At 70.3% G+C, this 26,315-nt stretch carries 26 protein-coding genes; 6 read left to right on the top strand and 20 right to left on the bottom strand.

Annotated features, from left to right (window positions below; all coding sequences use genetic code 11):
• The first annotated feature begins 9 nt into the window (after window positions 1-9).
• Window positions 10-627, top strand: coding sequence for a DUF4126 domain-containing protein (locus tag FHU34_RS06970; RefSeq protein WP_145779221.1), 618 nt, complete (start codon window positions 10-12; stop codon window positions 625-627).
• 18 nt (window positions 628-645) lie between these two features.
• Here FHU34_RS06970 and FHU34_RS06965 read toward each other — a convergent pair whose 3' ends face one another.
• Window positions 646-2,652: a protein meaA gene (locus tag FHU34_RS06965; protein WP_145779220.1), complete on the bottom strand. Its 2,007-nt coding sequence runs from the start codon at window positions 2,650-2,652 to the stop codon at window positions 646-648.
• A gap of 151 nt (window positions 2,653-2,803) precedes the next feature.
• On the opposite strand from FHU34_RS06965, the gene FHU34_RS06960 reads away from it, so the two are divergent.
• Both FHU34_RS06960 and FHU34_RS06955 read left to right on the top strand, forming a co-directional pair.
• On the top strand, window positions 2,804-3,655 hold the full coding sequence (locus FHU34_RS06960) for an ABC transporter ATP-binding protein (RefSeq protein WP_145779219.1): 852 nt from the start codon (window positions 2,804-2,806) through the stop codon (window positions 3,653-3,655).
• The gene (locus FHU34_RS06955; protein ID WP_145779218.1) at window positions 3,652-4,497 is read left to right on the top strand and encodes an ABC transporter permease; all 846 of its coding nucleotides are present in this window, start codon (window positions 3,652-3,654) and stop codon (window positions 4,495-4,497) included. Before FHU34_RS06960 ends, FHU34_RS06955 begins: the two co-directional genes overlap by 4 nt.
• Before the next feature lie 41 nt (window positions 4,498-4,538).
• Here FHU34_RS06955 and FHU34_RS06950 read toward each other — a convergent pair whose 3' ends face one another.
• Together FHU34_RS06950 and murA are read right to left on the bottom strand one after the other, a co-directional pair.
• Entirely contained in the window at window positions 4,539-5,387 is an 849-nt protein-coding gene (locus FHU34_RS06950; RefSeq protein ID WP_145779217.1) for a 3-hydroxyacyl-CoA dehydrogenase family protein, read from the bottom strand.
• Window positions 5,388-5,473: 86 nt separating this feature from the next.
• Window positions 5,474-6,916 (bottom strand): UDP-N-acetylglucosamine 1-carboxyvinyltransferase, encoded by a 1,443-nt coding sequence (murA, locus tag FHU34_RS06945; RefSeq protein WP_145779216.1) that lies wholly within the window; start codon window positions 6,914-6,916, stop codon window positions 5,474-5,476.
• Between murA and FHU34_RS06940 the strand changes: the two genes are divergently transcribed.
• A complete protein-coding gene (locus FHU34_RS06940; protein WP_145779215.1) occupies window positions 6,915-7,487 on the top strand; it encodes a cob(I)yrinic acid a,c-diamide adenosyltransferase in 573 nt (190 codons plus the stop codon). The two genes, murA and FHU34_RS06940, sit on opposite strands and share 2 nt — an antisense overlap.
• Window positions 7,488-7,742: 255 nt before the next feature.
• Here FHU34_RS06940 and FHU34_RS06935 read toward each other — a convergent pair whose 3' ends face one another.
• From FHU34_RS06935 to FHU34_RS06875, 13 genes are all read right to left on the bottom strand, one after another.
• Entirely contained in the window at window positions 7,743-8,198 is a 456-nt protein-coding gene (locus tag FHU34_RS06935; protein ID WP_088987888.1) for a DUF2550 domain-containing protein, read from the bottom strand.
• Between the two features lie 12 nt (window positions 8,199-8,210).
• Window positions 8,211-8,492: a F0F1 ATP synthase subunit epsilon gene (locus FHU34_RS06930; RefSeq protein ID WP_088987887.1), complete on the bottom strand. Its 282-nt coding sequence runs from the start codon at window positions 8,490-8,492 to the stop codon at window positions 8,211-8,213.
• An 88-nt stretch (window positions 8,493-8,580) separates the two neighbouring features.
• Entirely contained in the window at window positions 8,581-9,723 is a 1,143-nt protein-coding gene (locus tag FHU34_RS06925) for an LCP family protein (RefSeq protein ID WP_145779214.1), read from the bottom strand.
• A gap of 220 nt (window positions 9,724-9,943) precedes the next feature.
• Window positions 9,944-11,380, bottom strand: a complete 1,437-nt coding sequence (atpD, locus tag FHU34_RS06920) for a F0F1 ATP synthase subunit beta (protein WP_145779213.1) — start codon at window positions 11,378-11,380, stop codon at window positions 9,944-9,946.
• Window positions 11,380-12,309, bottom strand: coding sequence for a F0F1 ATP synthase subunit gamma (locus FHU34_RS06915; protein ID WP_145779212.1), 930 nt, complete (start codon window positions 12,307-12,309; stop codon window positions 11,380-11,382). The genes atpD and FHU34_RS06915 overlap by 1 nt, the downstream gene beginning before the upstream one ends.
• A 4-nt stretch (window positions 12,310-12,313) precedes the next feature.
• Window positions 12,314-13,966, bottom strand: a complete 1,653-nt coding sequence (atpA, locus tag FHU34_RS06910; protein ID WP_145779211.1) for a F0F1 ATP synthase subunit alpha — start codon at window positions 13,964-13,966, stop codon at window positions 12,314-12,316.
• 138 nt (window positions 13,967-14,104) lie between these two features.
• Window positions 14,105-14,926, bottom strand: a complete 822-nt coding sequence (locus FHU34_RS06905; RefSeq protein WP_145779210.1) for a F0F1 ATP synthase subunit delta — start codon at window positions 14,924-14,926, stop codon at window positions 14,105-14,107.
• The gene (locus tag FHU34_RS06900) at window positions 14,926-15,465 is read right to left on the bottom strand and encodes a F0F1 ATP synthase subunit B (protein WP_145779209.1); all 540 of its coding nucleotides are present in this window, start codon (window positions 15,463-15,465) and stop codon (window positions 14,926-14,928) included. Before FHU34_RS06900 ends, FHU34_RS06905 begins: the two co-directional genes overlap by 1 nt.
• Window positions 15,466-15,491: 26 nt before the next feature.
• Window positions 15,492-15,725: an ATP synthase subunit c family protein gene (locus tag FHU34_RS06895; RefSeq protein ID WP_067312849.1), complete on the bottom strand. Its 234-nt coding sequence runs from the start codon at window positions 15,723-15,725 to the stop codon at window positions 15,492-15,494.
• 66 nt (window positions 15,726-15,791) lie between these two features.
• On the bottom strand, window positions 15,792-16,589 hold the full coding sequence (gene atpB / locus FHU34_RS06890; RefSeq protein ID WP_145779208.1) for a F0F1 ATP synthase subunit A: 798 nt from the start codon (window positions 16,587-16,589) through the stop codon (window positions 15,792-15,794).
• A gap of 11 nt (window positions 16,590-16,600) precedes the next feature.
• Window positions 16,601-16,837: an AtpZ/AtpI family protein gene (locus FHU34_RS06885; RefSeq protein WP_088991414.1), complete on the bottom strand. Its 237-nt coding sequence runs from the start codon at window positions 16,835-16,837 to the stop codon at window positions 16,601-16,603.
• Between the two features lie 182 nt (window positions 16,838-17,019).
• Complete coding sequence (locus tag FHU34_RS06880) at window positions 17,020-17,445, bottom strand: hypothetical protein (protein ID WP_145779207.1); 426 nt, start codon at window positions 17,443-17,445, stop codon at window positions 17,020-17,022.
• The gene (locus tag FHU34_RS06875; RefSeq protein WP_208744932.1) at window positions 17,438-18,727 is read right to left on the bottom strand and encodes a serine hydroxymethyltransferase; all 1,290 of its coding nucleotides are present in this window, start codon (window positions 18,725-18,727) and stop codon (window positions 17,438-17,440) included. The genes FHU34_RS06880 and FHU34_RS06875 overlap by 8 nt, the downstream gene beginning before the upstream one ends.
• Before the next feature lie 35 nt (window positions 18,728-18,762).
• Between FHU34_RS06875 and FHU34_RS06870 the strand changes: the two genes are divergently transcribed.
• On the top strand, window positions 18,763-20,223 hold the full coding sequence (locus FHU34_RS06870; protein ID WP_145779205.1) for an SDR family oxidoreductase: 1,461 nt from the start codon (window positions 18,763-18,765) through the stop codon (window positions 20,221-20,223).
• Window positions 20,224-20,235: 12 nt separating this feature from the next.
• On the opposite strand, the gene FHU34_RS06865 is transcribed toward FHU34_RS06870, so the two are convergent.
• From FHU34_RS06865 to prmC, 4 genes are all read right to left on the bottom strand, one after another.
• A complete protein-coding gene (locus FHU34_RS06865) occupies window positions 20,236-22,350 on the bottom strand; it encodes a transglycosylase domain-containing protein (RefSeq protein ID WP_145779204.1) in 2,115 nt (704 codons plus the stop codon).
• 106 nt (window positions 22,351-22,456) lie between these two features.
• A complete protein-coding gene (locus FHU34_RS06860; protein WP_145779203.1) occupies window positions 22,457-23,068 on the bottom strand; it encodes an arsenate reductase/protein-tyrosine-phosphatase family protein in 612 nt (203 codons plus the stop codon).
• The gene (locus tag FHU34_RS06855; RefSeq protein ID WP_088987874.1) at window positions 23,069-23,716 is read right to left on the bottom strand and encodes an L-threonylcarbamoyladenylate synthase; all 648 of its coding nucleotides are present in this window, start codon (window positions 23,714-23,716) and stop codon (window positions 23,069-23,071) included.
• A complete protein-coding gene (gene prmC, locus FHU34_RS06850) occupies window positions 23,716-24,663 on the bottom strand; it encodes a peptide chain release factor N(5)-glutamine methyltransferase (protein WP_145779202.1) in 948 nt (315 codons plus the stop codon). Before prmC ends, FHU34_RS06855 begins: the two co-directional genes overlap by 1 nt.
• Before the next feature lie 72 nt (window positions 24,664-24,735).
• On the opposite strand from prmC, the gene FHU34_RS06845 reads away from it, so the two are divergent.
• Window positions 24,736-26,283, top strand: a complete 1,548-nt coding sequence (locus FHU34_RS06845) for a GGDEF domain-containing protein (RefSeq protein ID WP_145779201.1) — start codon at window positions 24,736-24,738, stop codon at window positions 26,281-26,283.
• Window positions 26,284-26,315 lie beyond the last annotated feature (32 nt).

Raw genomic sequence — 26,315 nt, 5'->3', positions numbered from 1 at the left:
GCTGAGACCGTGTTCGAAGTTCTCACCGGCACCGGTCTCGCCGCCTCGGCAGGCCTGAACGCCTACATACCCCTGCTCATCCTCGGTCTCCTCGGCCGCTACACCGACCTGATCGACCTGCCCAGCGGCTGGACCTGGCTCGGCAACGGCTGGGTCATCCTCATCATGGCCGTGCTGCTGGCCGTGGAGATGGTGGCGGACAAGGTGCCCGTCGTCGACCACATCAACGACGTGGTGCAGACGGTGGTCCGACCGACAGCCGGCGGCCTGGCCTTCGGCGCCGGCTCCTCGTCCGAGACGGTGACGGTCAGCGACCCGGGAAGCTTCTTCTCGACCCACCAGTGGGTGCCGGTCGTCACCGGCGTACTGCTGGCACTGGGGGTGCACCTGCTCAAGTCCGCCGCCCGCCCAGTGATCAACGCGACCACCGCCGGCTTCGGCGCCCCGGTCGCGAGCACCGCCGAGGACGCGACGAGCGTGGTGATGTCCCTGGTAGCGGTCCTCCTGCCGGTGTTGGTGCTCGTCTTCATGGTCGGCCTGGCATTCTTCGTCTACTGGTTCTTCCGTCGGCGATCCGAACGCCGACGGGAACGTGACGCGGCCCGCGCCGCCGGGTTCCGCGTCTGACACCCAGGGCGCGTCTGGTCAGGGCAGGTCGTTGGCACGACGGATGACAGTCACCAGGTCGTCGATGATGTCGGTGAGGGCGAAGTCCTTCGGAGTGAACACCCGGGCCACCCCGGCGGCCCGGAGGGTGTCCGCGTCGCCGGCCGGGATGATGCCGCCCACGACCACCGGCAGGTCCGCCCGGCCTGCGGCGCGCAGCCCGTCGAGCACCGCGGGCACGGCAGCCAGGTGCGACCCGGAGAGCACCGACAGCCCGACCAGGTCGACGTCCTCCTCGACGGCGGCGGCGACGATCTGCGCGGCGGTCAGCCGGATGCCCTGGTAGACGACCTCGAAACCGGCGTCGCGGGCGCGTACCGCGATCTGCTCCGCGCCGTTCGAGTGCCCGTCCAGGCCGGGTTTGCCGACCAGCAGCCGCAGCCGGCCGCTGCCCAACTCACGGGCGGTGGCGGTGACCCGCTCCCGGACGGCCGCGAGTCCCGGCTCCCCGCCGCCGCCGGTGGCACCGGCCAGGCCGGTCGGCGCCCGGTACTCGCCGAAGACCTGGCGCAGCGCGCCGGCCCACTCGCCGGTGGTCACCCCGGCCCGCACGCACTCCACTGTGGCCGGCATCAGGTTGGTGCTGGTCGCGGCGTCCGCGCGCAGCCGGGCCAGCGCCGCGTCGACGACGGCCGCGTCCCGGTCGGCCCGCCACCGGCGTACGCCGTCCACGGCGGCCGCCTCGACGGCGGGATCGACCTGCTCGACGGCGTCCGCCCCGGCGGCGGTCAGCGGGGAGGGTTCGGTCTCGGTGTACCGGTTGACCCCGACCACCACGTCGGCACCGGACTCCATCCGCCGACGGCGCTCGGCCAGCGACGCGACAAGCGCGCTCTTGAGGTAGCCGGTTTCCACAGCGGCGACGACGCCGCCCAACTCCAGCACCTTGTCCAGCTCGACCCGCGCCCCGGTGACTACCTCGTCCACCAGCGCGGTCATCACGTGCGAGCCGGCGAACAGGTCGGGGTATTCGAGCAGGTCCGACTCGTAGGCCAGGACCTGCTGCATCCGCAGCGACCACTGCTGGTCCCAGGGGCGGGGCAGGCCGAGCGCCTCGTTCCAGGCGGGCAGTTGGACCGCGCGGGCCCGGGCGTCGCGGGACATCGTCACGCCGAGCATCTCCAGCACGATGCGCTGGATGTTGTTCTCCGGCTGCGCCTCGGTGAGGCCGAGAGAGTTGACCTGCACGCCGTAGCGGAACCGCCGTTGTCTGGCGTCGGTCACCCCGTACCGGTCCCGGGTGATGTCGTCCCAGAGCACGCCGAACGCGCGCATCTTGGCGATCTCCTCGACGAAGCGCACCCCGGCGTTGACGAAGAACGAGATCCGCTGGACCACGTCGCCCATCCGTTCGGCGGGCACCTGCCCGGAGTCGCGGACCGCGTCGAGCACGGCGACCGCGGTGGCCAAGGCGAAGCCGACCTCCTGCACTGGCGTGGCGCCGGCCTCCTGGAGGTGGTACGAGCAGATGTTCACCGGGTTCCACCGGGGCATCTCACGCAACGTGTACGCCACCACGTCGGCGGTGAGCCGCAGCGAGGCCGCCGGCGGGAAGATGTAGGTGCCCCGGGACAGGTACTCCTTGATGATGTCGTTCTGGGTGGTGCCGGCGCAGCGGGTCAGGTCGGCGCCCTGCTCCAGCCCGACGGTGCCGTACAGGGCGAGCAGCCACATCGCCGGGGCGTTGATGGTCATCGAGGTGTTCGTGTCGGCGAGGGGGAGACCGTCGAAGAGCGCCCGCATGTCGCCGAGGTGGGTCACCGGCACGCCGACCCGTCCGACCTCACCGGCGGCGAGTTCGTGGTCCGGGTCGTACCCGGTCTGGGTGGGCAGGTCGAAGGCGACCGAGAGGCCGGTCTGCCCCTTCGCCAGGTTGCGGCGGAAGAGGGCGTTGGTCGCGGTCGCCGACGAGTGGCCGGCGTAGGTGCGCATCACCCACGGGCGGTCCCGCTCGGGCAGCCGCCCCGGAAATGCCGTCTCGTCCATGGCCGGAGTTTAAGTTACCGCCCAGTAAAAAGGGCTGTGGAAAACCACACAGGTCCATGTCGAGGACGTCCGGGCGGGAAGCACCCGCAGTGGCGCGCATCGCCACACCCCGGGCACGACCTCGGCCGGGTCAGGACGCACACTGGACGGCATGGATGACGAGCTGGCCATCTCCGTCCGAGGGCTGCGTAAGGCGTACGGCGACAACGTGGCGGTGGCGGGCGTGGATCTCGACGTCCACCGCGGTGAGGTGTTCGCGTTGCTCGGCCCGAACGGCGCCGGCAAGACCACAACTGTGGAGATCCTGGAGGGTTACCGACGGCGTGACGCCGGCGAGGTCTCCGTGCTCGGCGCGGACCCGGCGAACCCCGGCGCCGGTTGGCGCTCCCGCGTCGGCATCGTGCTGCAGGGCACCGGCGAGTTCGACGAGCTGACAGTGGCCGAGGTGGTCCGGCACTTCTCGGGCTTCTACCCCGGCGCCGACGACCCGGACAAGGTGATCGAGCGGGTCGGGCTGGCCGGCAAGGCCAAGGCCCGTACGCACACCCTCTCCGGCGGGCAGAAGCGCCGCCTGGACGTGGCCCTCGGCATCATCGGTCGCCCCGAGCTGCTCTTCCTCGACGAGCCGACCACGGGCTTCGACCCGGAGGCCCGGCGCGAGTTCTGGGACCTGATCCGCGACCTCGCCGCCGCCGGCACCACCATCGTGCTCACCACCCACTACCTGGACGAGGCGGAGGCACTCGCCGACCGGGTCGGTGTGATCGCCAGCGGGCGGGTGGTCGAGGTGGCCGCCCCGAACCAGCTCGGCAACCGGCAGGAGGCCCTCGCGACGGTCTCCTGGCGTACCCCGGACGGGGCACTGGAGAGCGTGCAGAGCGCGACGCCGACGGCCCTGGTCGCCGACCTGGCCGCGCGTCACGGCGGCGAGGTCCCCGGGCTCACCGTGACCCGGCCGACCCTGGAGGACGTCTACCTCACCATGATCGGACACGGACGATGACGACCACGACCAAGCCGGCGACGCCGGTCGCCGCGACCTCCAGCCGACGGCCGAGCGCCGGCGCGCTCGCAGTGCGCCAGGGCCGGCTGGAGATCACCCAGTTCCTGCGCAGCCGGGAGTCCGTGGTCTTCACGATGGGCTTCCCCATCATCATGATCCTGATCTTCGCGTCGATCTTCGACGGGACGATCGGCGGCGGGGTCAAGTTCACCCAGTACTTCATCACCGGCATGATCGCGACCGGCCTGATGACGGTGAGCTTCCAGAACCTCGGCATCTGGATCCCGATCGAGCGGGACCGGGGGGTGCTCAAGCGGTACCGGGGCACGCCGATGCCGAAGTGGGTCTGGTTCGCCGGCAAGGTGATCATGGTGGTGGCGATCGGCATCGCCGAGACCGTGCTGCTGCTGGCCGTCGCGGTGGCGCTGTTCGACCTCGACCTGCCGGGCACCGCCGGCAAGTGGTTCACCTTCGGCTGGGTCGCCGTGCTCGGCGTGACCGCGTGCACCCTGTGCGGCATCGCAATCTCGTCGCTGGCCCGCACCGCCCGCAGCGGCTCAGCGGTGGTCACCCCGGTCGCCCTGGTGCTCCAGTTCATCTCCGGGGTGTTCTTCGTCTTCACCGACCTGCCCACCTGGATGCAGCAGGTCGCGGCGCTGTTCCCGCTCAAGTGGATGTGCCAGGGGCTGCGCGCGGTCTTCCTGCCGGAGAGCTTCGGCGCGCAGGAGCCGGGCGGCTCGTTCGAGCTGGGACGCGTCGCGCTGGTGCTGGTCCTGTGGTGCGTGATCGGCGTGGTGCTCTGCCTGACCACCTTCCGCTGGACCACCAAGCGCGACGGCTGAGCGGCCGACCGGGGCGGATCACCCGCCCCGGTCGCCACCTCTCAGTACGTGTAGAAACCCTTGCCGGTCTTGCGGCCCAGATCGCCGGCCGTGACCATCCGCTGGAGCAGCTCCGGCGGGAAGAACTTCTCGTCGGCCGTGTCGGTGTAGATGTTCTTCGAGGCGTGCAGCAGCACGTCCACGCCGGTCAGGTCGGTGGTGGCGAGCGGGCCCATCGCGTGCCCGAAGCCCAGACGGCAGGCCGTGTCCAGGTCCTCCGCCGACACCACGCCGGACTCGACCAGCTTCACCGCCTCCATCACCAGGGCGGAGATCAGCCGGGTGGTGACGAAACCGGCGATGTCCCGGTTGACCACCACTACCGTCTTGCCGATCTCCTCGGCGAAGGCCCGCGCGGTGTCCAGCGTGGCGTCGCTGGTCTTGTAGCCGCGAACCAGCTCGCAGAGCTGCATCATCGGCACCGGGGAGAAGAAGTGGGTGCCGACGACCGCCTCGGGCCGCTCGGTCACCGCGGCGATCTGGGTGACCGGAATGGCCGACGTGTTGGTGGCGAGCACCGCGTCCGACTTGCAGATCTTGTCCAGGGCGCGGAACACCTCGTGCTTGATCTCCAGCCGCTCGAAGACGGCCTCGACCACGATGTCCGCGTCCGCCGCCGCCTCCAGGTCGGTGGTCGGGGTGATCCGGGCCAGCGTCGCCTCGACCTCGGACGCCTCGATCTTGCCCTTCTCGGCGAACTTCTCCAGCGACTTCCGGATGCCGCCGAGCCCTCGGTTGGTGGCCGCGTCGTCCAGGTCGCGCAGCGTCACCTGCCAGCCCGCCTGCGCCGCCACCTGGGCGATGCCGGAGCCCATCAGCCCAGCCCCGACGACCGCGAGTCGACCCGCCATCTACTTCTCCCTCGCTGCGATTGAGTGCCTGACTGCACCCTAGTCCGCGAGCCTGAACGATGGCTAAGTGGCGTCGTGGGGCGGCCTCAGATCTCCAGGGACGGCTCCTCCGGCGTGGTGCCCCGCTCGACAGCTACCCCGAGCGCGCGCAGGTCGGCCACGAAGTCCGGGTAGCCCCGGTCGACGTGGTGGACGTGGGAGACCTCGGTGACCCCCTCCGCACAGAGGCCGGCGATGATCAGCCCGGCGCCGGCGCGGATGTCGGTGGCCCGTACCGGTGCGCCCGACAGACGGTCCCGTCCACGGACCACCGCGTGGTGTCCGTCGGTCTTGATGTCCGCACCGAGCCGCATCATCTCGTTGGCGAACATGAACCGGCCGTCGAAGATGTTCTCGGTGATCAGGGAGGCGCCGTCGCTGACCGCCGCCAGCCCGATCGCCATCGGCAGCAGGTCGGTGGCGAAGCCGGGGTACGGCAGCGTCACCACGTCCACCGCCCGGGGCCGGTCGTCCATCCGTACCCGGAAGCCGTCCCCGCGGGTCTCCACCAGGCCGCCGGCCGCGACCACCTTGTCCAGCGCGACCTCCAGGTACGCCGGGTCCAGCCCGGTCACCGTCACGTCCCCCCGGGTCATCGCCGCCCCGAACGCCCAGGTGCCCGCGACGATCCGATCCCCCACCGTGGCGTGTCGGACCGGACGCAGACCGGGAACCCCGGTGATCCGCAACGTGGACGTGCCCGCACCGGCGATCCGCGCGCCCATCTGGTTGAGCATCGTGCAGATGTCGACGATCTCCGGCTCCCGGGCCGCGTTGTCGATCATCGTGGTGCCCTGGGCCAGCACGGCCGCCATCACCAGGTTCTCGGTCGCGCCGACGCTGGGGAAGTCCAACACGATGTCCGCGCCGCGCAACCCGTGCGGGGCGGACGCGATCACGAATCCGTGCTCGCCGGAGATTTCCGCGCCCATCCGGGTCAGACCGGAGATGTGCATGTCCAGCCCACGGGAACCGATGGCGTCCCCGCCGGGGTGCGCCACCCGCACGTAGCCCCGGCGGGCCAGCAGCGGGCCGAGCACGCAGATCGACGCGCGCAACCGCCGGACCAGGTCGTAGTCGGCGTCGGCACCCGGCTGCTCGGGCACGTCGATGGTCACCGAACGGGACCGGGCGATCCCGCCCTGCGCGACCATCGGATCGACCGGATCGTCCGCGTCGAACTGGACGTCACAGCCCAGCCGACGCAGCACCTCCCCCATGATCGCGATGTCGGTGATCCGCGGGACGTTCGTGATCACACTGCGGCCGGGCGCGAGCAGCGCGGCGGCCATCAGCTTCAACGCCGAGTTCTTGGCACCGACCACGTGCACGGTGCCGGCCAGCCGGGCGTCACCGTGCACCCGGATGACGTCGACGTCGTTGACCGCCGGGTCGCCCGCGTCGCCGGGGCCCACCACCACCGGCCAACTGGGAGTGCTGTCCGGCCGCGCCGGGATCGTCAGGTCGGGAATCCGTAGGCTGTGCGTCATGGCCGTCCACCTCACGCGCATCTACACCAAGGCCGGCGACGCCGGCATGACCAGGCTGAGCAACAACGAGCAGGTGCCGAAGACCGATCCGCGCATCGCCGCGTACGCGGATGTCGACGAGTGCAACGCGGCGATCGGCGTCGCGATCGCGCTGGGCCACCTCGACGAGGAACTGCGGGGCGTGCTGGCGTCGGTGCAGAACGACCTGTTCGACGTCGGCGCCGACCTGTCCACCCCGGTCGAGCCGGAGCCGAAGTACCCACCGCTGCGGGTGACCGAGGAGTACGTCGAGCGCCTGGAGGGCTGGTGCGACGAGTACAACGCACGCCTGAGCAAGCTCGACTCCTTCATCCTCCCGGGCGGCACCGCCGGCGCGGCACTGCTGCACGTGGCACGGACCATCGCCCGGCGAGCCGAACGGGCGGCCTGGGCGCTGGTCAGCCACGATCCGGAACGAACCAGCACGCTCCCGGCAAAGTATCTCAACCGGCTCTCCGATCTGCTCTTTATCCTGTCAAGAACGGCAAATCCGGCTGGAGACGTGCTATGGGTGCCGGGCGGCAAGCGCTGAACGTCGGCGCTGAACACCACGTCGAGGCGGGCTCCCGCCCCTGGCGGGATGGGTTCTCATCTCGGGCAGGGGTGGGTTCCCCGTCCCGCCACGGCCACGCCTGAAAAACACAGGCTTCTCGCCGGGCGCTCTAGCGCTCTACGCGGATGATGATCGACACCAGTTCGGCGATGTCGGGGCAACCTGCTGGCTCCGACACCGCCACATCGGCGATACGGTGTCGATCAAGCCGGCCGTACGTTGGGCAGGCTGCCGTCAGGCGGCCGGCCAGTCCTGGGAGGCCATACGCGGCGAGACCGCCCCCGGAGGGGCGGCCTCGAGCCAGGAGAGAAAGCCGGTAACTGTCGATCGCGCCATGGCGATCTCCACCGGTGCGTGGTGACTGGTACAGCGGAGGATCACCCAGTCGGCCGGCATGGAGAGCCGTTCCTGACCTTCGGGCAACCGTCGACGCTCCACCGCCAGCCCTTTGCGCGACAGCACCCGCTTGGGCCGGATCGCGAAGCTGAACATCCTGTACCACCGCAGCTCGTCACCGACGAAGCGGCCGAAACCGGGTGACCAGCCGCGGCCGTCCAGTACGGTGGTGACCCGGACACTGAGCCGGATAATGCCACCGCTACGGGTGACCAGAGCTCGCCGGACGAAGAGGATCAGAAGCGCGACGAGGATGACGACAACGCCGATCCCGAATCCCTCGACGATCTCCATCCCCGGTCTGACTCAGCGGCTCTGCGCGGAAACCGGGGTTGCGCTCTCGGCCAGCACGGTGACACCGTCGGCGCTCACCGAGAGGAAGCCGCCGGCGACCTCGTAGGAGACCTGCTCGCCGCCAGCGAGCTTGATGCGCACCTGGCCGGGCTCGGCGAGCTGGCCGAGCAGCGGCGCGTGGCCCGGCAGGACACCGAGCTCGCCCTCGGTCGTCCGGGCGACGACCATCTCGGCCTCACCCGACCAGACCTTCTCCTCGACGGCGACGAGCTCGACGTGAAGCTGCTGTGCCACGCTGTCTCCTTGCTGCGGCTACGGATTGCCGAAAGTCTAGCCTGACGCCGGGGCGCGCCCCACGCGGGTGGGGACATCGGCTTCACGGCTACTTCGTCTTGTTCACGAATTCGGGGTGCTCCAGCAGGAACGGATCGAGCTGCTCGTTGTGCAGTGCGGTGAAGAAGTCCGGGACCCCCTCCTGGAACTGCTCACCCAGGTACCTCTTGCCGTCGTACACCCCGCCACCCGGAAGCTTGATCATCTCGATGGTGTTCGGGCGGATGTCCTTCAGGGCGAGCCCGAAGTCGACCACGCTGTTGCCCCGACCGTTGAAGATCAGCGACTGACCGGCGGCGCGGAGCACCTTGTCCAGCTTGACCGGGTTGGACACCACGTCGGCGCTGAACGCCTGGCCGACCATCGCCTTGACGAACTGCTGCTGGTGACGCTGCCGGCCGTAGTCCGAATCCGGAACGCCGTTCTTCGGGTAACGCTGCCGCACGTAGTCCAGCGCCTGCCACCCACTCAGGTGCTGGTTGCCCTTCTTGTACACCGCCTGCGGGCCGACGTAGCCCTCACCGCGAGTGTTGCCCGGGCGCGCCTTACCGTCCGGCTGCTTGTGCTCGGACCGCACCTCCCGCTCGATGTACATGTTGACGCCACCCATGGCGTCGACGATCTTCTGGAAACCGCTGAAGTTGATGATCGCGCCAGCGTCGAAGCGCTTGATGCCCGTCACGTTCTGCACAGTTGTCGCCAGCAGCTCGAAGCCGCGGGCCGCGTCGGGGTTCGCCCCCGGGACCTTGCTGCCGTGCGACATGGCAGCGTTGATCTTCGTGGTCTCGCCCAGGAACTCGGCCTTCTTGAACGGCGGGATGCGCACGTAGAGGTCCCGAGGCATCGAGAACAGGTAGGCGCGGTCCATCGATGCCGGCACGTGCAGCACCATGATCGAGTCTGCCAGTGGCGCCGCCGTCGGCGTACGCGGGTCGATGCCGACCAGCAGGATGTTGAGCGGACCCTTGATCTCGCTCTTCTTCGCCTGGGCACCCGCCGCCTGGTCACCGAACAGGTCCGCCTTGCCGACGGCACCCTCGTAGCGCGCCATGAGCACCTCGGAGCCGACCAGCACGGCCCCACTGAGCACTGTCAGCACGGTGCCGAACACCGTGCAGATCTTGGCCCAACGCGGCACACCCCGCCAGACGGACGACCTGCGGCCACTCTTGCCGGCCTTACCCACGAGCATCTCCGTTCGTTACGCCCACGGGTTAAAGACGGGCGCACGTCGCCGAAAGGTTGCAAGGATCAACGCTCGTTCGGGTGAGCGCGGAACGACCGTATCTCGGGTGCCGTGGAAGCGACGACCACCGGTAACGGACCGCGACGATGATAGGACGCGAAGATGAACAAAAGACTGCCCCGGCATTGCCGGGGCAGTCTTTTTGTTGCGGATCTGATCGGGCTGGTCAGCCCTTCATCAGCTCCTCAGCCTTCTTCTCCAGGTCGTCGAGACCGCCGCACATGAAGAACGCCTGCTCGGGGAAGTGATCGTACTCACCCTCGCTGATCTTACGGAACGCCTCGATGGTCTCCTTGATCGGAACCGTCGAGCCCGGCACACCGGTGAACTGCTCCGCGGCGTACGTGTTCTGCGACAGGAAGCGCTCGATCCGCCGGGCCCGGGCCACGGTGATCTTGTCTTCCTCGGAGAGCTCCTCGATACCGAGGATGGCGATGATGTCCTGCAGGTCCTTGTAGCGCTGCAGGATCCGCTTCACCTCGGTGGCGACCTGGAAGTGCTCCTGGCCGACGAACTCCGGGGCGAGGATCCGGGACGAGGACGCCAGCGGGTCCACGGCCGGGTAGATGCCCTTGTCGGAGATCGACCGCTCCAGGTTGGTGGTCGCGTCCAGGTGGGCGAACGTGGTGGCCGGGGCGGGGTCGGTGTAGTCGTCCGCCGGCACGTAGATCGCCTGCATCGAGGTGATGGCCTGGCCCCGGACGGAGGTGATCCGCTCCTGGAGCTCGCCCATCTCGTCGGCCAGGGTCGGCTGGTAACCCACGGCGCTCGGCATACGGCCGAGCAGGGTGGAGACCTCCGAACCGGCCTGGGTGAAGCGGAAGATGTTGTCGATGAAGAGCAGCACCTCCTGCTTCTTCACGTCCCGGAAGTACTCCGCCATGGTCAGCGCGGAGAGCGCCACCCGCAGACGGGTGCCCGGCGGCTCGTCCATCTGGCCGTAGACCAGCGCGGTCTTGTCGATGACGCCGGACTCGGTCATCTCGGCGATGAGGTCGTTGCCCTCACGGGTGCGCTCACCCACGCCGGCGAAGACCGAGGTACCACCGAAGTTACGGGCAACACGGGTGATCATCTCCTGGATGAGCACCGTCTTGCCCACGCCCGCGCCGCCGAACAGGCCGATCTTGCCGCCCTTGACGTACGGGGCGAGCAGGTCGATGACCTTGATGCCGGTCTCCAGCATCTCGGTCTTCGGCTCCAGGTCCGCGAAGGCCGGGGCCTTGCGGTGGATACCCCAGTGGTCGTCCGGGGTGAGGGTCTCGCCCTCCTTGAGGTTGAGCACCTCGCCGATCGCGTTGAACACGTGGCCCTTGACCGCGTCGCCCACCGGAACGGTGATCGGCTCGCCGCGGTCACGAACCTCCGCGCCGCGAACCAGACCATCCGTCGGCTGCATCGAGATCGCGCGGACCAGGTTGTCACCCAGGTGCTGGGCGACCTCCAGGGTCAGCGTCTTCTCACCGCCGGACAGGTTCACGGTGACGTTCAGGGCGTTGAACAGGGCAGGCATGGCGTCGCGCGGGAACTCGGCGTCGACGACCGGGCCGATGACCCGGACCACGCGACCCGTGGCCGTCTTGGTCTCTACTGGTGCAGTCATCACACTTCACTTCCCGACGCGGCCAGCGCGTTCGCGCCGCCGACGATCTCGCTGATCTCCTGGGTGATCCCGGCCTGGCGGGCCGAATTCATCTCACGCGTGTACTTGTCGATCATGTCTTCGGCGTTGTCGGTGGCGCTCTTCATCGCCCGCCGCCGTGCCGCCGACTCGCTCGCCGCCGACTCGAGCAACGCCGCGTAGATCCGCGTGTTGATGTATCTCGGCAGGAGCGCGTCGAGCAGCGCCTCCGCCTCCGGCTCGAACTCGTAGGCCGGCAGCAGCCCCTCGGAGCGCGGCCGGTCCTCGACCTGCATCGGCCCGAGGATCTTGGCGACCGGGGTCTGCGTCATCAGCGAGTGGAACTCGGTGTAGACGATGTGCAACTCGTCGACGCCGAGCACCCCGTCCGCCCCGGCGCTGCCGTCGGCGTCGTCCGCACCGGCCGTGAACGCCTTGATCAGCGTCTCACCCACGGCACGGGCGTCCTCGAACGACGGCTGCTCGCTGAACCCGGTCCAGTTCGCCTCGATCGGCCGGTCACGGAACCGGTAGAACCCGACGCCCTTACGCCCGATGACGTAGAGCACCGGCTCCTTGCCGTCCGCCCGGAGCCGCGCGATGAGCGACTCCGCCGTCTTGATCGCGTTGGAGCTGTAGCCGCCGGCCAGGCCACGGTCGCTGGTGACCAACAGGACGCCGGCCCGCCGCACCCGCTCACGCGGGGTGAGCAGCGGGTGGTCGATCCGCGCGTTGGACGCCAGCGCCGTGAGCACACCGGTGATGGCCTGGGCGTACGGCAGGGACGCCTGCACCCGGGCCTGGGCCTTGGCGATCCGGCTCGTCGCCACGAGCTCCATCGCCTTGGTGATCTTCTTCATCGACTTCGCCGAGCGGATCCGTTGACGAAGAACGCGTACCTGGGCCGCCATGGGATCAGCTCTCGGCCGGGCGGTCGGTCGCGCCGTCGCGGAAGCGGGTCACCGTCTCGCGGTTCTCGTCGCCCTCCAGCGGAGCGGCCGGCGCGTCGTTGACCCGACGCTCGTCGCCCTTGCCGAGGAAGACCTGCTTGAACTCGGTGATCGCGTTGTCCAAAGAGCCGACGATGTCGTCGTTCCACTGGTTGTCGGCGATCCCGGCCAGCACACCCGCGTGCTTGTGCCGCAGGTACTGGAGGAACTCCGACTCGAAGCGCCGGATATCACCCACCGGGATGTCGTCCAGCTTGCCCTCGGTGCCGGCCCAGACCGTGACGACCTCTTCCTGCACCGGGAACGGCGAGTAGTTCGGCTGCTTGAGCAGCTCGACCAGCCGTACACCGCGGTCCAGCTGGGCCCGGGAGGCCTTGTCCAGGTCGGAGGCGAAGGCGGCGAACGCCTCCAGCTCGCGGTACTGGGCCAGGTTGAGGCGCAGCGAACCGGCGACCTTGCGCATCGGCTTCACCTGCGCGGCGCCACCGACCCGGGAGACCGAGGTGCCGACGTTGATCGCCGGACGGACGCCCTGGTTGAACAGGTCGGTCTCCAGGAAGATCTGACCGTCGGTGATCGAGATGACGTTGGTCGGGATGAAGGCCGAGATGTCGTTGGCCTTCGTCTCGATGATCGGGAGACCGGTCATCGAGCCGCCACCCAGCTCGTCGGAGAGCTTCGCGCAGCGCTCCAGCAGGCGGGAGTGCAGGTAGAAGACGTCACCCGGGTACGCCTCGCGGCCCGGCGGGCGACGCAGCAGCAGCGACACGGCCCGGTACGCCTCGGCCTGCTTGCTCAGGTCGTCGAAGACGATCAGGACGTGCTTGCCGCCGTACATCCAGTGCTGCCCGATGGACGAGCCGGTGTACGGGGCGATGTACTTGAAGCCGGCCGGGTCGGACGCCGGGGAGGCCACGATGGTGGTGTACTCCAGCGCGCCCGCCTCCTCCAACTGACCCTTGATGGAGGCGATCGTGGAGGCCTTCTGGCCGATGGCGACGTAGATGCAGCGAACCTGCTTCTTCGGGTCGCCGGTGCGCCAGTTGTCCCGCTGGTTGAGGATGGCGTCCAGGGCGACCGTGGTCTTGCCGGTCTTCCGGTCACCGATGATCAGCTGCCGCTGGCCCCGACCAATCGGCGTCATCGCGTCGATCGCCTTGATGCCGGTCTGCAGCGGCTCGAACACCGACTGCCGGGACATCACGTTCGGAGCCTGCAGCTCCAGCTCGCGGTAGCCCTCGTCGGCGATGTCGCCGAGACCGTCGATCGGCTGGCCGAGCGCGTTGACCACGCGGCCGAGGAAGGCGTCGCCGACCGGCACGGAGAGCACCCGGTCGGTGCGCTTGACGCGCTGCCCCTCCTCCAGCTTCGCGGCGTCACCGAGAACGACGACACCGATCTCCCGGACGTCGAGGTTCAACGCCACGCCGAGCGTGCCGTCCTCGAACTCCAGCAGCTCGTTGGTCTTGGTCGAGGGCAGGCCCTCGACGTGGGCGATGCCGTCACCGGTGTCGGCGACGGTGCCGACCTCCTCGCGGGAGACGTCGGACGAGTAGGAGGAGACGTAGCGCTCCAGGGCGCCGCGGATCTCCTCCGTCGAGATGGTCAGCTCGGCCATCCTCTGCTTCCTTAAAATTCAGGGGCCCGGGATACCTAGTACCAACCGGTCCGAATGGCGTCTGTCAATCCGGGCGCTGGGCGGCGGAGCCGCCCCGACTGGGCGGCGGAGCCACACAGCCGCTGGGCGGCAAAGCCGTCAGCGCTTCGCGAGCGCGTTGCGGGTCTCGTTGAGGCGGCGCAGGATGGTGCCGTCGTACAGGTCGGAGCCGACCCGGACGCTCACGCCACCCAGGACGGCGGGGTCGACCGTCTGCTTGACGGAGACCTCTCGACCGTATATCGCGGTGAGGCTCGCACCCAGCCGACGCTCGTCCTCGTCACTCAACGGGGCCGCGACGGTCACGTACGCCACCTGCCGGTCACGCCGGTCGGCGGCAAGCTCCACCAGCCGGGTGAGCGCGCCATTGAAGGAGCGCCCCCCGAACCCGCCGAGTGCGACCTCGACGAGGCGGACGGTGACCGGACGGGCCTTGTCGGCGAGCAGCTCGCGGGCCAGGGTGGCCCGCTGCTCGACCGGGGCGGCCGTGTCGGCGAGCATGTTGCTCAGCGCCGACTGACCGGCCACGACCTGGCCGAAGCGGAACAGCTCGTCCTCGACCTCGCCCAGTTCGCCGGCCTTGTCGGCGCTGGCGAGTAGCGCCTCCACCCCCAGCCGCTCGGCGCCGTCGAGCAACTCCGACGGTGCCGACCAGCGGCCGGAGACCAGCGCCACGAGCAGGTCGAGCGCGTCCGCGCCGATCCGCCCGCCCAGCATGTCGCCGAGCAGAGCGCCGCGATCCGCACCAGACCGGGCCGGGTCGGAGAGCGCCCGGCGCAGCCGCGGCTCGCGCCGCAGCAGGGTCGCCACGGAGAGGATGGCGTCGGCGGTGGAGGCCACCGCCGACGGCTCCGCGCCGCGGACGTACGCGTCGAGGCGCTCGGCCGCGACCTTGTACGACTCCCGGCTGGCGGCCTGCATCAGCGGGCCCCCGTGCTCTCGAGACCGCTCAGGAACCGGTCGACGGTGCCCTTGCGCCGGGCCTCGTCGGCCAGCGACTCGCCGACGATCTTGCTGGCCAGGTCCACCGCGATCGTGCCGACCTCCGCGCGCAGCTCGCGCACGATGGTGGCCCGCTCGGCGGCGAGCGCGTCCTTGCCGGCCTGGATGACCCGGTCGGACTCCTCCCGCGCCTTGGCGAGGATGTCCTGCCGGATGCCCTCGGCGTCGGCCCGCGCGTCGTCACGGATCTTGGCGGCGTCGGTCCGGGCCTCAGCGAGCTGGGCACGGTACTGCTCGAGCAGCTGGTTCGCCTCGGCCTGGGCGGCCTCGGCGCGCTTGATGCCGCCCTCGATGGCGTCGACCCGAGCTTGGAACGTCTGCTCCATGCGCGGGAAGACGAACTTCATCAACACGAAGCAGAGCACGGCGAAGGCCACCGACCCGACCACGACCTCCTGCCAGAGCGGGATGATCGGGTTGTGGGTGGACTCACCACCCTCAGCGGCGAGGAAGTACATGGTTACCTCCCGGTCTAGGGGCGGGATCAGCCGGCCCAGATGAAGCCGAAGGCGATGCCGAGCAGCGCCAGCGCCTCGATGACGGCGAAGCCGATCCAGACGTAGGGCAGGGTCATCCGGGACGACTCCGGCTGGCGGGCCGTCGACTGGATGTAGGCAGCGAAGACCAGGCCGACGCCGATGCCGGGGCCGATGGCGGCGAGGCCGTAGCCGATGGCAGCGGTGCTACCGGTGACCTCGGCGAGAACGCTAGCGTCCATTGGTGTGGTTCCTCCTGGTTATCACGCGTGACTCTCACGCGGGACGACAACGGTTGGTGCGGTGGATCAGTGCTCGTCGGCGAGCGCGCCCTGTACGTAGCTGGCGGTGAGGACGGTGAAGACGTACGCCTGCAGGCAGATCACCAGGAACTCGAGGAAGGTGAGCGCGATGGTCATCACCCAGGAGAGCACCGAGACCGGGGCCAGCCAGGCGTTTGCACTCAGCATGGCGAAGCCGCCGAGCGTGAAGACCAGCAGGAGCATGTGACCGGCGAACATGTTCGCGAAGAGACGAACCGCGAGCGAGAACGGCCGGACGATGAAGGTCGAGAAGAGCTCGATCGGGATCAGCAGCGGCAGGATGTACCACGGTGCCGGCGGGATCAGCGAGTTCTTGAAGTACTTGACGAAGCCGTGCTTCTTGATGCCGATGTAGTTGAACAGCACGTAGCTGATGATCGCGAGGATCGCCGGGAAGGCGATGTGCGAGTTCGGCGAGATCTGGAAGAACGGAATGATCGCGAACGCGTTCGTCAGCAGCACGAAGCAGAACAGCGTCGTGAAGTAGGGCGCGAAGCGAACACCCGCGTGGCCGATCATGTCGACGGCGATGTTGTTGCGCACGAAGCCGTAGATCGACTCGGCGAACCACTGCTTCTTCGTCGGCACCAGCTGCGGGTTCCGGTAGGTCGCCAGGAAGAAGATGATCAGGACGCCGACCGCGATCCAGACCATCGCCGTGATCTTGGTGAACCAGTAGGAGTCTTCCACCCCCCACGGCAGGATGCTGGGCAGGTAGAAGTCGTCCACCGTAGGTGGGAATCCCGCCTGGCCCGCTGCCAGAACGTTCGCCTGTCCGAACACCGCGTCCCTTCCTAAGTTGGCGTGCCGAGCCGGCGAACGACCAGGATGATCCCCCCGGCCATACCGAGCACGACTCCGATGCCGGTGGCGACGCCACCGGTGTCGAGCCACTGGTCAACCAGCCAGCCGATGAAGCCCCACACGAGCATCCCTCCGATGAGGTAGCTGAGCGCGGTCCAACCCTGACCGGCGCCGGACGGATAATCGTCCGGTTCACCGGCGGGACGGGGGGTTTGGTCACCAGCCATGACGGGGCGAACGATATCAGCCGGGAAGACGAGGCTGTGCCTCACCCCCCGCACAACCGTCGTTGTGTGGGCTTCTCGTGGGCGCCGTCGTCTGTGGGCACGCTACTCCCCTTCCGCCCGTCGGAAAATGACCGGAGGCCGACACATTGCCGCGCGTCCAAAAAGTGGGACGACCCGCCGGGTCAGCGGTGCGCCCGGCGAGCGTGCACGGTGGTCAGCCACCAGATGTGCACCGCCGTCCACACTGCCACCCCGGCGACGATGCCGAGGCAGAGCGGGATCAACCCCGCCCAACCGGTCGACGCCACCGCCACCAGCACCCCACCCAGCAGGCTGAACTTCAGCACGTACAGGCCCACGCCGAGCGGCAGCAGCAGCTGCGGGTTGACCTGGTCGGCCCGGGCCAGCACCACCGTGGTCAGCGTGTAGCTGAGGACCGTGACGCCCACCCCGGCCGCCGCGCCGACCGCCGCCGTCGCGCCGCCGGTCACCGCGCCGACGACCGCGGCGACCATGGCGAGCGCCGCCGATACGGTCAACAGCACCGGCAGGTGCCGCAGCCGCCACCGCCGGTCGCTGTCGGGCTCGACCACCCCGGGCTCAGCCACGGGGGTACGCCGGAAACGCCGCGACCAGCTCGGCAACCTCGGCACCCAGCCGGGTCAGTTGGTCGGTGCCGCCCGGCGCCCCGGGATCGGTGCGTACCGCTCGGGCGATCAACGTGGCCACCTGCCGCAGCTCCCCCTCGCGCATCCCCTGGGTGGTGACGCTCGGCGTGCCCACCCGGATGCCGGAGGCCACCATCGGCGGCTGCGGATCGTACGGGATGGCGTTCTTGTTCAGGGTGATCGACGCGGCGTCGCAGCGTCGCTCGGCGTCCGCGCCGGTCACCCCCAGCTCCCGCAGGTCGATCAGCGCGAGATGGGTGTCGGTGCCACCGGACACCGGGCGCATCCCCTCGTCGGCAAGCCCGGCGGCGAGCGCCTGGGCGTTGCGGACGACCTGGCTGGCGTACGTCTGGAACTCCGGCTGGGCGGCCTCGCGCAGCGCGACCGCCTTCGCCGCGACGGCGTGCATCAGCGGGCCGCCCTGGGTGAACGGGAAGACCGCCTTGTCGATCCGCTGGGCCAGAGCCTCGCGGCACAGGATCATGCCGCCGCGCGGGCCGCGCAGCACCTTGTGGGTGGTGGCGCAGACGACGTCGGCGTACGGCACCGGGGACGGGATCGCCCGGCCGGCGACCAGGCCGATGAAGTGCGCGGCGTCCACCATCAGGTACGCGCCGACCTCGTCGGCGATCTCCCGGAACCGGGCGAAGTCGATCAGCCGGGGGTACGCGGTGGCACCACAGATGATCAGCTTGGGTCGGTGGGTCCGAGCCAGGTCCCGGACCTCGTCGTAGTCGATCAGCTCGGTGTCCGGCCGGACCGGGTAGCCGACCGGGTGGAACCACTTGCCGGAGAAGTTCACCCGGCTGCCGTGGGTGAGGTGCCCGCCGTGCGGCAGATCCATCGCCAGCACCGTGTCACCCGGCTGCACCAGCGCGGCGTACGCGGCCAGGTTGGCGCTCGCACCGGAGTGCGGCTGGAGGTTGGCGTGTTCGGCACCGAAGAGCTCCTTGGCGCGGGCGATGCCGATCTCCTCGGCCCGGTCCACCTCGGCACAGCCGCCGTAGTAGCGCCGGCCCGGGTAGCCCTCGGCGTACTTGTTGGTGAGCGTCGAACCGAGCGCGGCCAGCACCGCCGGCGAGGTCAGGTTCTCGCTGGCGATCAGCTGCAGGCCGCCCCGCAACCGCTCCAGCTCGCCGAGGACCACCCCGGCGATCTCCGGATCGGTGGCCCTGAGCTGCGCGAAATCCGGCCCCCAGAAGGTGCTCGTTTCGGTCTCCACAGCGAACGAGTCTAGGGGGCCGCACACTGGGACCTGTGAGATGCCTCGTCACCGGAGCGACCGGCTACATCGGCGGGCGGCTGACCCCGCTGCTGCTCGCCGACGGGCACACCGTGCGCTGCCTCGCCCGCAAGGCGGTCCGGCTGCGCGACGTGCCCTGGGCCTCGGCGGCCGAGATCGTCGAGGGAGACCTCAGCAAACCGGAGACGCTGGCCGCCGCGTTCGCCGACGTGGACGTCGCGTACTTCCTGGTGCACTCGCTGGGCCGATCCGACTTCGAGGCGGCCGACCGGGCGGCGGCGACCAACTTCGCGGCGGCGGCCCACGCGGCCGGCGTACGCCGCATCGTCTACCTGGGCGGTCCGCTACCGGCAACCGACGCCGTCCCCTCGCCGCACCTGCGCTCCCGGGCCGAGGTGGGCCGGATCCTGCTGGCCAGCGGGGTGCCCACGGCGGTGCTCAGGGCCGCGGTGATCATCGGCTCCGGTTCGGCGTCGTTCGAGATGCTGCGGTACCTGACCGAACGTCTGCCCGCCATGATCACGCCGCGTTGGGTGCGCAACCGAATCCAGCCGATCGCCGTCCGCGACGTGCTGAACTACCTGGTCGGCTGCACCGAGCTGCCGGCGGAGGTCAACCGGGGCTTCGACATCGGCGGGCCGGACGTGCTGACCTTCCGCGAGATGATGCAGCGCTACGCCCGGGTGGCCGGGCTGCGCCGGCGGATCATCGTGCCGGTCCGGGCGCTCACCCCGTCGCTCTCCTCGCACTGGGTCGGCCTGATCACCCCGGTGCCGAACGCCATCGCCCGCCCGCTGGTGGAGAGCCTGATCCAGGAGGCGGTCGCGGACGAACACGACATCGCCCGCTACGTACCCGACCCGCCGGGCGGGCTGACCGGCTTCGACGACGCGGTGGCGCTGGCGCTGGCCAAGGTGCGCGACGCCCAGGTGGAAACCCGTTGGTCGAACGCCAGCGGCCCGGACGCGCCCGCCGAGCCGTTGCCCACCGACCCGAAGTGGTCCGGCGGCACCGCCTACACCGACGTGCGCGAGAGGGTGGTGGACGCCTCACCGGCGGCACTCTGGCGGGTCGTCGAGGGCGTCGGCGGGGAGCACGGCTGGTACTCGTTCCCGCTGGCCTGGTCGATCCGGGGCTGGCTGGACCGGCTGGTCGGCGGGGTCGGGCTGCGTCGGGGCCGACGCGACCCGCACCGCCTCCAGGTCGGCGAGGCGCTGGACTTCTGGCGGGTCGAGGAGATCGTCCCCGGTGAGTTGCTGCGGCTGCGCGCCGAGATGCGGCTGCCCGGCCGAGCCTGGCTGGAGATGCGGGTGCTGCCAACCAACGACGGCCGCAGCCGCTACCAGCAACGCGCCGTCTTCCTGCCGCGCGGCCTGCCGGGGCACGCCTACTGGAAATCGGTGGCCCCGTTCCACACGGTGGTCTTCGGCGGGATGGCCCGCAACATCGCGCGCAACGCCGAACAGACCCGCTGATCCACCCCGCTCTCAGTTGCCGGTGCGGGCTCCGGTGACCTGGAAGGCGGTTCGTTCGCTGGGCGGGACGAAGTCGCGTACCGGTTGGTCGCGCAGGCCGACGACGAGCACCTTGCCGACCGCGTCCACCATCCGGGCCTGCACTGCCTGACCGACAGCGTCCCGGGGATCGTCCGGGTTCGCCGCCATCGAGGCGACCGCCAACTGCGGCGTGAACGCCACCACCGTCTCCGTCTCGTACCGCTCCGAGCTTCCGGTCTTGCCCGCCACCGGGCGGCCGACCTGCGCGCGCAGTCTGGGCGCTGTCGCGCCGTCACATCGCCCGTACATCGACTGGTCGCCGACCGGGCAGCGCGAGGCGTCGGTGGCCGCCCTGGCCACATCGGCGTCGAGCACCTGCCGGCAGTCCGGCTTGGCGGCGTCGACCGGACGACCGCCCGAGTCGGTGATCGAGACCACCGGCAACGGGGCGCACCAGGTCCCCTCGGCCGCCACCGTGGCGTACGCGGTGGCCAGGTCGAGCGGGGTGGTGGCGGCCACGCCCAGGGTGAACGGACCCCAGTTCTTCGCGCCGTACCGGGCCAGGTTGGCGTCGGAGTCGGCCCGCAGCACGATGCCGAGCCGCTCGGCCATCTCCACCACCCGGTCGGCGCCGACCTTCTCCGTCAGCCAGGCGAAGTACGTGTTCACCGAGCGGCCGAACGCGCTCCACATGGTGCGGGGGCCGTCCATCGACGACGGACTCGCGTTCGCCGGACACCAGCGACCGTCGCAGCTCGCCTGCCCGGTGACCGGGAATCGGGTGAGCAGTTGGGTGGGCGCCACGAACTCGGTCGACAGCGGCAGGCCGGACTCCAACGCGGCCAGCATGGTGAAGAGCTTGAACGTCGAGCCGCCCTGGTACCCCTCGATCGCCCCACCACCGGCGACCAACTGGTTGACAGTGTTCGGGCGGTTCTTCTGCCCGACCGGGTTGTCCTGCACGCTGTAGGCGCGGTTCACCGACATGGCCAGCACCCGCCCGGTGCCCGGCTGCACCACGGCGGTCGGCACGGCCTCCGCATCCGTCGGTCGGTAGATCTTCAGCACCTGCTCGGTGGTGGCCTTCTGCACCGCCGGGTCCAGCGACGACACGATGGAGAACCCGCCCCGGCGCAGCGTGCGCTGGCGCTCGTCGGCACTCGCCCCGAACGCGGCCTGGCTGCTCCACCAGCGGGTGAACCAGTCGCAGAAGAAGCCCCAGTCGTTGTGCGTCTCGGGCACCCCCGTGCAGTCGTTCGGGGTCTCGCTGGGTTGCAGCTGCAACGGTTCGGCCCGAGCCGCCGCCGCCACGTCCACCGGCACCTGTCCCGACTCCACCAGCCGCTCCAACACGTACGTCCGCCGCTCCAACGCGCTGTCGGCGTCGCCGTTGATCGGGTCGTCGCTGTCCGGTGACCGGACCAGGCCGGCCAGCAGCGCCGCCTGGGCCAGGGTCAGGTCGGCCGGAGACCGGGAGAAGTAGCGCTTGCTGGCCGCCGCGATGCCGTACGCCCCGGCGCCGAAGTACGCGATGTTGAGGTAGCGGGTGAGGATTTCCTCCTTGTCGAGTTCTCGTTCCAGCGCGAGCGCGTATCGCATCTCCTGGAGTTTCCGCACCGTGGTGACCTCGGTGGCGGCCACCCGCTGCGCCTCGGTCAGCCGCGGGTCACTGCTGAGCACGTTGCGGACGTACTGCATGGTGAGCGTGCTCGCGCCCTGCCGGGTCCGGCCGTCGCGCTTGTTGACGGTGAACGCGCGTACCACGCCCCGCAGGTCGACGCCGCTGTGCTGGTAGAACCGGACGTCCTCGGCGGCGATGATCGCCTGGCGCATCACCGGGGCCACCTCGTGCAGCGGCACGTCCACCCGGTCCTCCTGGTAGAAGGAGGTGATCAGGGTGGTGCCGTCGTTGGCGTAGAGGTTGGAGCGCTGCGCCGTCGGCGGCGTGCGGAGCGTGTTCGGCAGCTCCGAGTACGGCGTGGACAGGTTGCTGAAGCCGATCCCGAAGACCAGGGCCGCCGGCAGGGCGGCTGCGGCCAGTACCAACCCGGCCAGCACTCCGGCGATCACCACGGTCAGCAGTTTGTCGAGATGGGCCCGGATCATCAGCTCTCCCCGCAGGAGCCGGTCACGCTAGGACCCGTTCAGAATGACCCGGAATGCCCCTTTAGCCCCTGGTTTTCCCCAAACCCGGAGGAAACTCGCACCGCGCTCAGGGCAGCAGCGCGCCGGCCAGCGGGTGGACCGTCTCCTCGATCTCGTCGGCGACCCGGCTGAAGCACTGGTCGCCGCGACCCCACGGGTCGTCCAGATCGTCGGTGGGCAACGCCGACGCCCCCAACCGGGCATCGTGAGCGGCCGCCACCAACGCCACACCCCGGGCGTACACCGCCTCCGGGGTCGCCTCGGCCGACGGCAACGCGGTGGCGTCCACAGCTGCCAACAGCCGGCCGAACTCACCCAGCACGAACGTGCGGGCCGCCGCGTCCGGCCGCAACGCCACCACGTACTCCTGCTGGTCGGCGGTCGCAGTCAGGACCAGGTCGGCGGCGTCGATGTGGTCGGAGCGCAACTTGCGGGCCGCGAACCCCTCGACGTCACCACCACGGCCGGTCACCTGTCGTGCCGCCGGCGGGTTCATCTCCTCGCCCGCGTGCCAACCACCCGTCCCCGCGCTGTGGCTGTGCACCATCTCCTCGGCCTGAGCCGGGTCCTCCGCACGCCGCGTCAGACGCTCCCGCACCGCCAGAGCGAGCAGCCGCTCCGCCATCGGCGAGCGGCAGATGTTGCCCATGCAGACGTGCAGAACCGTGAACGGGGGCACTCAGACCCCCCGACCGTCGACGAGATCCGGCACGACGTCCCGCAGCTTCTCCAACGGGATCGCCCCCGCCCGCAGCAACTGCGGCACCTCACCGGTCAGGTCCACGATCGTGCTGGGCACCGGGTCCGGGCAGGGCCCGGCCTCCAGGTAGGCCCGCACCGAGTAGCTGAGCTGGTCACGCGCCTCCTCGGCGGTCACCGCGGCGGGCTGCCCGGTCTTGTTGGCCGACGACACCGCCATCGGACCGGTCTCGCGCAGCACCTCCAGCGCCACCGGGTGCAGCGGCATCCGCACCGCCACAGTGCCCGTCTTGTCGCCCAGGTCCCACTGCAGGCTCGGCGAGTGCTCGATCACGATCGTCAGAGCACCCGGCCAGAACGCCTCAACGAGATCACGAGCGGCCGTGGGCAGCGAGAAGACCAACCCGTCCAGGGTGTGCCGCGAGCCGATCAGCACCGGCGGCGGCATCTGCCGACCCCGGCCCTTGGCATCGAGCAGCGCCTTGACCGCATACGGGGTGAACGCGTCCGCGCCGATCCCGTACACGGTGTCGGTCGGGAGGACGACCAGCTCGCCGTTCTTGACCGCCTCGATCGCCGCAGCGATGCCGCGGTCCCGGTCGGCGGGCGACCGGCAGTCGTAGAGCATCACGAGGAGTCAGTCTGCCACGCCGCCCCGATCGGGGCGTCCTGGCCGTCCGCCCGTCGGGACGCGGTGGCGAAACGAGGGCGCCCGGCGAGGTCCCGGTGCTCCGTGACGGCACCGAACCCGCCGTCCTCGGCGAGCAGCCCGGGCACCGCCGAACCGTGCGTGTCGTCGTGTTCGACACCGAACGCGCCCCCGGGGCGCAGCAGCGCCGCCGCCCGTGTGACGACCGGCCGGATCACCGCCAGACCGTCCGCGCCCCCGAAGACCGCCTCCGCTGGATCGTGTCCGGCCACCTCCGGCGGGACCACCACGGCGTCCGGCACGTACGGCGGGTTGCAGAGCAGCACGTCCACCCGGCCCACCAGGTCCGCCAACAGATCCGGAGCGGTCACGTCGGCCTCGACCACCTCGATCGGCCGGTCTCCCGCCCTCGCCCGCTCCGCCGCGTTGCGCCGCAACCAGGCCAACGCCGCCGGAGACCGCTCCACCGCGATCACCCGCGCCTCCGGCAGTTCCTGGGCCACCGCCAGCGCGATCGCGCCCGAGCCGCTGCACAGGTCGACCACCACCGCGTCGGCCCGCCCCCGAGCCTGCTCGACACCCCACCCGGCCAGCAACTCGGTCTCCGGCCGGGGCACGAACACACCCGGACCGACCGACAGTTCGAGATGCCGGAACCCGGCCCGGCCGGTCAGATGCTGCAACGGCTCCCGCCCGGCCCGACGACGCGTCAATTCGTCGAGCCGCGCCACCTGGTCGACGTCGAGATCGTCGGCGAGCGCCAGCCGACCCCGGGGCACCCCGAGCACGTACGCGGCAAGCAACTCCGCCTCCACCCGCGCCGAGCCGATCCCGGCGGCGGCGAGCACCCGGGCCGCCCGGGCCACCGCGGCGGACGGCCGGACGGGACCTGTCCCTTCGGGGGGGTGTTGCGGCAAAGTACTCACGACATAATCATGAAGCGTCGCGGGCGACGTGACGAACGGGTGCGCCAAGGGCGCACGGCAGGAGGTTGGCGGGTGGGCTGGCTCGACCGGGTCGATGACCAGGTTGATGCGCTCACGCGCGCCCGGGCGTTGCAGGAGGCAAGCCGTTCCGCGGAGGCGTACGTCCTCCTGGAGCGTGTGATCCGCACCACCTCCGACCCGGCGGCACGAGCGGACGCGATGGTGCAGCGCCTCTCCGCGCTGATCAATCTCGGTCGGACCGCGGAGTTCACCCGGGCCATCGAGGAGGCGTCCTCGGCGGTCCGCGACCTCGCCGAGCCGTACCTGCACGGGCACCTCAACGCGCTGGCCGCTCTCGCCGCCCACCACCAGGGCGCACTGGACCGCTGCGTCATGCACCTCGTCAGAGCCGCCCGCGCCCTCGGCGCGGTGGATGACCCGGACCGGGACACCGCGTGGGGCTGGCACGACCTGGCGATGGCCTACAGCTACCTCAGCTTCCACGGGTACGCCCTGGGGGCCATCGAGCGGGCCCGGCAGCTCGGGGTGACCGCGGGAATTCCGGAGGAGACGTTCGCCGCGCCGGGCATCCGGTTGCGCAACGCGGTGGCACTGGACCACAACGGCGACAGCGACGGCTGCCTACGGGTGCTCCGGGACGTGGCCTCCGACCTGGCCCGATTCGTCCGCACCGGGCGGGCCGGCCAACTCCGCCCCAGCAGCCTCGCCGCGTACGGCTACGCGGCGGCTCGGCAGGCGGCGCTCGGCGACCACGTGGAGACCAGCGGGGACGCCCAGCCGGCCCGGTTGATCAGCCACGGTGGGGACAGCGCCCGCGCGCGCGACATGCGACAACTCGGCCAGGTGTGCCTCGCGGTGGCCGACGGGCGGCCGATCGAGGCCGTCACCCGGTTGGACACCGTCCAGGTGTCCAACGAGACGCTCGGGGCAGCCGAGCCGGCCCGGCTGCGCAGCATCGCGCTGACCCGTGCCGGCGACCACCTGGCGGCACACCGGGCCGACCGCCTGGCGTTCCGGCTCGCCGCCCAGCGCAACGACCGGCTGCGGGACGTCTACATCGACGGCATCGCCGCTCGGATCGACCACGAGGAGATGCGCCGCGAGGCGGCCCGCTTCGAGGGCGAGGCACTGACCGACCCGCTGACCGGGCTGCCCAACCGGCGTCGGTTGGAGCGGTACATCACCGCCGTCGTCACCCGGGGCGAGCGGGTGGTCATCGGCGTCTGCGACCTGGACGGTTTCAAGGCGGTCAATACCCGGCACGGCCACCACTCCGGCGATCTGGTGCTCCAACGCATCGCCGGCGTCATCAACAGGGTGATGCGCCGGGGCGACTTCGTCGCCCGTTACGGCGGTGACGAGTTCGTGGTGGTGCTGCCGGACACCAACATGGCCGAGGCCGCCGAGGTGGCCCGCCGCATCGAGGCCGCGGTCCGACTGGAGGACTGGGAGTCGCTGGTGCCGGGGACCCCGGTCGGGGTGAGCATCGGCTTCGCGGAGGTCTCCGGCGGCAGCGGGTTACGCGACGCGCTCAGCGTCGCCTTCGAACTGGCCGACCGGGAGATGCTCCGCGCCAAGTCCCGCCCCCGCGCGAGCTGACCACCCGCGCGGTCAGCGACGGGTCAGCTCGG

This window comes from Micromonospora taraxaci, assembly GCF_007830095.1.
Classification (GTDB): Bacteria; Actinomycetota; Actinomycetes; order Mycobacteriales; family Micromonosporaceae; genus Micromonospora; species Micromonospora taraxaci.
Note: the sequence above shows the minus strand (reverse complement) of the source record. Positions and strands in the feature narration are given on the sequence as shown.

Bases quoted from the DNA above. Each gene is read 5' to 3' on its own strand.
- FHU34_RS06965 (WP_145779220.1), bottom strand. From the start codon at position 2,652: ATGGACGAGACGGCATTTCCGGGGCGGCTGCCCGAGCGGGACCGCCCG.
- FHU34_RS06960 (WP_145779219.1), top strand. From the start codon at position 2,804: ATGGATGACGAGCTGGCCATCTCCGTCCGAGGGCTGCGTAAGGCGTAC.
- FHU34_RS06955 (WP_145779218.1), top strand. From the start codon at position 3,652: ATGACGACCACGACCAAGCCGGCGACGCCGGTCGCCGCGACCTCCAGC.
- FHU34_RS06950 (WP_145779217.1), bottom strand. From the start codon at position 5,387: ATGGCGGGTCGACTCGCGGTCGTCGGGGCTGGGCTGATGGGCTCCGGC.
- FHU34_RS06940 (WP_145779215.1), top strand. From the start codon at position 6,915: ATGGCCGTCCACCTCACGCGCATCTACACCAAGGCCGGCGACGCCGGC.
- murA (WP_145779216.1), bottom strand. From the start codon at position 6,916: ATGACGCACAGCCTACGGATTCCCGACCTGACGATCCCGGCGCGGCCG.
- FHU34_RS06935 (WP_088987888.1), bottom strand. From the start codon at position 8,198: ATGGAGATCGTCGAGGGATTCGGGATCGGCGTTGTCGTCATCCTCGTC.
- FHU34_RS06925 (WP_145779214.1), bottom strand. From the start codon at position 9,723: ATGCTCGTGGGTAAGGCCGGCAAGAGTGGCCGCAGGTCGTCCGTCTGG.
- atpD (WP_145779213.1), bottom strand. From the start codon at position 11,380: ATGACTGCACCAGTAGAGACCAAGACGGCCACGGGTCGCGTGGTCCGG.
- FHU34_RS06915 (WP_145779212.1), bottom strand. From the start codon at position 12,309: ATGGCGGCCCAGGTACGCGTTCTTCGTCAACGGATCCGCTCGGCGAAG.
- atpA (WP_145779211.1), bottom strand. From the start codon at position 13,966: ATGGCCGAGCTGACCATCTCGACGGAGGAGATCCGCGGCGCCCTGGAG.
- FHU34_RS06905 (WP_145779210.1), bottom strand. From the start codon at position 14,926: ATGCAGGCCGCCAGCCGGGAGTCGTACAAGGTCGCGGCCGAGCGCCTC.
- FHU34_RS06900 (WP_145779209.1), bottom strand. From the start codon at position 15,465: ATGTACTTCCTCGCCGCTGAGGGTGGTGAGTCCACCCACAACCCGATC.
- FHU34_RS06895 (WP_067312849.1), bottom strand. From the start codon at position 15,725: ATGGACGCTAGCGTTCTCGCCGAGGTCACCGGTAGCACCGCTGCCATC.
- FHU34_RS06885 (WP_088991414.1), bottom strand. From the start codon at position 16,837: ATGGCTGGTGACCAAACCCCCCGTCCCGCCGGTGAACCGGACGATTAT.
- FHU34_RS06865 (WP_145779204.1), bottom strand. From the start codon at position 22,350: ATGATCCGGGCCCATCTCGACAAACTGCTGACCGTGGTGATCGCCGGA.
- FHU34_RS06855 (WP_088987874.1), bottom strand. From the start codon at position 23,716: ATGCTCTACGACTGCCGGTCGCCCGCCGACCGGGACCGCGGCATCGCT.